This is a genomic window from Thermosynechococcus sp. OHK43, assembly GCF_014466085.1.
In the GTDB taxonomy this organism is placed as follows: domain Bacteria; phylum Cyanobacteriota; class Cyanobacteriia; order Thermosynechococcales; family Thermosynechococcaceae; genus Thermosynechococcus.
On sequence record NZ_JACOMP010000219.1, the window covers coordinates 1 to 4249 of the forward strand.

Sequence of the window (4249 nt, forward strand, 5' to 3'; positions counted from 1 at the left end):
CAATATTTGCGATCGCGTGGGGGCAGATGTGGTTCAAGTGGCCAAGGGAATTGGTTTAGATTCCCGTATTGGCGAGAAATTTCTGCAAGCGGGCTTAGGGTGGGGGGGCTCCTGTTTTCCCAAGGATGTTTCGGCTCTCATCCACACGGCGGAAGACTACGGCTACGATGCCCAGTTGCTTAAAGCAGCGGTTCAAGTGAACCAGCGGCAGCGCTTTATTGTCATTGAAAAACTGCAACAGGTGCTGAAGATCCTCAAGGGTAAAACCATTGGCCTTTTGGGGTTAACCTTTAAGCCCAACACCGACGATTTGCGGGATGCCCCTGCCCTTAATCTGATTGAGGAACTGCATCGCTTAGGTGCTAAGGTCAAAGCCTATGACCCCCTTGTGTCCCAGTCGGGTCTGCGATCGGGTCTCTCCCATGTGATTGTGGAAACGGATCTACTGCACCTTGCTGATGGCTGTGATGCTCTGGTGTTGGTGACCGACTGGCCACAATTCCAAGAGGTGGATTATGGCGCCTTGGCCAAGGTGATGCACCAACCGGTGATCATTGATGGCCGCAATTTCTTAGATCGCAAGGGGCTAGAGTCACTGGGCTTTCGCTATGTGGGGATTGGTCACTAGGCATGGAACCCCTCAGCCTGATTTATGAGCAGGCCTACTGGCAACAGGGCTATTGTCGCGTCGTCGGTGTGGATGAAGTGGGGCGGGGTTGCTTAGCAGGGCCAGTGGTGGCGGCAGCCGTCATTTTGCCTGTGGACTGTGTCCCCCTTCCAGAGGTACGGGATTCCAAGCGGTTGACTGCTCGCCAGCGATCGCGCCTCTTTGGGCAGATTTATAACCAAGCGATCGCCATTGGCATTGGCAGTGCCAGTGTGGCGGAAATTGATCAGGTGAATATTCTGCAAGCTACCTATCGAGCGATGGTGCGGGCCCTAGGGCGGGTGGCTCCTTGGGACCATGCCCTAATTGACGGCAAACTAACAAAAACAGCGCCCTTTGAAAGGGTAACGGCCATTATCGGGGGCGATCGCCGCAGCTATAGTATTGCCTGTGCCTCAATTATTGCCAAGGTACGGCGCGATCGCTTCATGGCCCGCTTGGCTCGTCGTTATCCCCAGTATGGCTGGGAACGCAATGTGGGCTACGGCACCCCCGAACACCGCCAAGCCCTTGACCAGTATGGCCTTACTCCTTGGCATCGGCGATCGTTCCTGAAATCCTTGCTTCCTGTCGACTCGCACTTGTGCAATGCCATCACAGGAGAGTAGGCTGAAAAATGGCAAACTATGACGTTGTTTTGAGGATTCCATGCGGGTTTCCCTTCGCTGGCTACGGGAATTGGTGGCGGTTGATCTCGATGTTGCGATTTTGGCCGATCGCCTGACGATGGCAGGGTTTGAAGTCGAAGAAATTGAAGATCGGCGCGCATGGGCTGAAGGGGTTGTGGTGGGGCGTATTTTGGCCTGTGAACCCCATCCCGATGCCCAAAAATTACGGGTCTGCCAAGTTGATGTGGGTCAAGGGGAACCCCGCACCATTGTCTGTGGGGCACCCAATGCCGCAGCAGGCCTGTATGTACCCGTGGCCCTACCGGGGGCATATCTGGCAAAAATTGATCTGAAAATTCGACCAGCAAAACTGCGGGGGGTCAAGTCCGAAGGTATGATCTGCTCCCTTGCGGAATTGGGGCTAACCAAGGAGTCTGAGGGCATTCACACCTTCACTGATGCAGTAACCGTAGGCCAAGATGTACGTCCGCTGTTGGGCTTGGATGATGTAATTTTGCACCTCAGCTCCACCGCCAACCGTGCCGATGCCCTAAGTATGGTGGGGATTGCCCGTGAAGTGGCGGCATTAACCGGCGCGCCTCTGATGCTGCCAACCCCAAAGACGATCGCCCCCCAAAAGTCCGGTAAAGCACCGGTACAACTGGCGATCGCTGACCCCCAGGCCTGTCCTGCCTACTGTGGCACGCTAATTACTAATGTTCAAATTGGCCCTTCACCCCCTTGGCTCCAGCAACGTTTAGAGGCTGCGGGTTTGCGAGCCATCAACAATGTGGTGGACATTACTAACTACATCCTGCTGAAGTGGGGGCAGCCTCTCCATGCCTTTGATTGGGATCGGTTGCAAAGGGTTGCTGCCCAAACTCCGGTCAGGGTCGGTGTGCGTTTTGCTAAGGCGGGCGAAACCCTGAAAACCTTGGATGGCGAGGAGCGCCGCCTCAGTTTGGAGAATCTGCTGATTACCGCCGGCGACGTGCCCGTTGCCCTAGCAGGGGTGATGGGCGGCGAAGAGACCGAAGTGCACCTGGGAACCCAGAACGTCTTTCTTGAGGCGGCCCTCTTTGCCAGTCCGGTGATCCGGCGATCGGCTCGTGATCAGGGATTGCGCACGGAAGCTTCAGCGCGCTATGAACGGGGGGTCAACCCAGCAGAACTAGAGGCAGCCACCGCTGAAGCGATCGCCCTGCTAAGGGAAATTGCCCAAGGAACAGTGACCTACACAACCCTGGCGGATCGGCGGCCGCCCCTCGAACGTACCCTCACCCTGCGGCTGGAACAGGTGCATCGGCTCTTGGGGGCCGTGGTTGCTGAGGCAGAGGATAGCGATGAACCCGCCTATTTGGACGCAGAGACCGTTGAAGCGCTCCTCCGCCGCCTTGGTTTTCACCTCAGCCGTCAAGAAACCCTTGAGGACGAGCTAGGCGTGTGGTCGGTAACGGTACCCCCCTACCGCTTCCGTGACATTGAGCGGGAGGTGGATCTCATTGAGGAGATTGCGCGACTCTACGGCTACGATCGCTTTGAGGAAACCTTGCCAGCCCAGGCGGAGGTGGGGGCATTGCCCCTAGAACTCACCCTCCTGCGGGAGGTACGGGCAGCCTTTCGCGGGGCGGGCCTGACGGAATTAATGCACTATTCCTGGGTCAAGGGGGGGCAGCCGAATCAAGTCACGGTTGTGAATCCTCTAGTTGCTGAGTTTTCTGCACTGCGGACGGATCTAATTACGGGTCTAGTGCAGGCCTTCCGCTACAACCAAGAACAGGGGAATCCACCCCTCAATGGTTTTGAAATTGGCCGTGTTTTTGGTCAAGATGAGGAGGGTCTTTGGGAAAACGATCGCCTTGGGGGGATCATCGGTGGTGATCCATGGCAGGGTAAATGGGTGCGCCGCTCGCAACAGCCTCAGCCCCTCACATGGTATGAAGCCAAGGGGATGCTTGAGAGCGTTTTTCAGCGGTTTGGTTTGCCTGTGGAATATCAGAGCGATCGCCACGATGAACGTCTACATCCGGGGCGCACAGCCGTTCTCTCTTTGCAGGGAGAACGTCTCGGTATCTTTGGCCAGTTACACCCGCAGTATGCCGCCGCCCTAGAGCTTCCCGCTGCCGTTTATGTTTTTGAACTAGACCTGGAGGTCCTCCTGAGTTGCCTTGAGGAACGCTATCAGCAGATTATCTTTCACCCCTTTTCCACCTATCCCGCCAGCGATCGCGACCTCGCCTTCTTTGCGCCGGCGGCTCTCACGGTGGCGGAACTCAGTCGCACCATTTGGAAAGCAGCGGGGGGACGCGACTCTCTCCTGGAGAGTGTCGAACTCTTTGATGAGTACAGTGGCAGCGGTGTCCCCGAAGGGCAGCGCAGTTTGGCCTTTCGCCTCAGCTACCGCGCCAGCGATCGCACCCTCACCGAGGCTGAGGTAAATGAACTCCATCAGCGCATCCGCGACAGCCTTGTGGAAAAATACGCTGTTACCCTTCGTAGTTAAGAGCACCCCCATGAGTACTGTATTGACCACTGACTGGCAGCACCTTGCCAATTTAGCCCTTGCCGACGAGTGCCTCAGCCGCGATCAAGCGCGAGCGGTGCTCCAGGCCCCCGATACGGAACTCCTGAATCAACTGGCGGCAGCCTATCGTGTCCGCTACCACTACTGGGGCAATCGGGTACGGCTCCACTATCTCCTGAATGCCCAAAGTGGTCTGTGTCCGGAAGACTGTCACTACTGCTCCCAGTCCAAAATCTCGACGGCTGAGATTGAAAAGTATCCCCTGCTCTCGCAGGAAAAAATTCTTGCCGCCGCCGATCGCGCTGCCCAACTCAAGGCCGGTACATTTTGCCTGGTTATTTCCGGGCGATCGCCCAGTGAGAAGGTGTTTGAGCAAGTGCTCGGCGCTATTCGAGCAGTCAAGGAACGCTATCCCCTAAAAATCTGTGCCTGCTTGGGCTTACTCACCGC

Annotated in this window: 3 protein-coding genes and 1 pseudogene; all 4 read left to right on the forward strand. The window is 56.6% G+C overall.

The window, feature by feature from the left end:
• A partial coding sequence (locus H8Q75_RS09265; protein WP_297041263.1) for a nucleotide sugar dehydrogenase occupies nucleotides 1-628 on the forward strand: 628 nt, incomplete at its 5' end.
• A 2-nt stretch (nucleotides 629-630) separates the two neighbouring features.
• Nucleotides 631-1275, forward strand: a complete 645-nt coding sequence (locus tag H8Q75_RS09270; protein WP_024124069.1) for a ribonuclease HII — start codon at nucleotides 631-633, stop codon at nucleotides 1273-1275.
• A gap of 40 nt (nucleotides 1276-1315) precedes the next feature.
• The gene (pheT, locus tag H8Q75_RS09275; RefSeq protein WP_024124070.1) at nucleotides 1316-3778 is read left to right on the forward strand and encodes a phenylalanine--tRNA ligase subunit beta; all 2463 of its coding nucleotides are present in this window, start codon (nucleotides 1316-1318) and stop codon (nucleotides 3776-3778) included.
• Between the two features lie 10 nt (nucleotides 3779-3788).
• Nucleotides 3789-4249 (forward strand): annotated as a pseudogene (locus H8Q75_RS09280) (biotin synthase BioB); the annotation flags it as partial.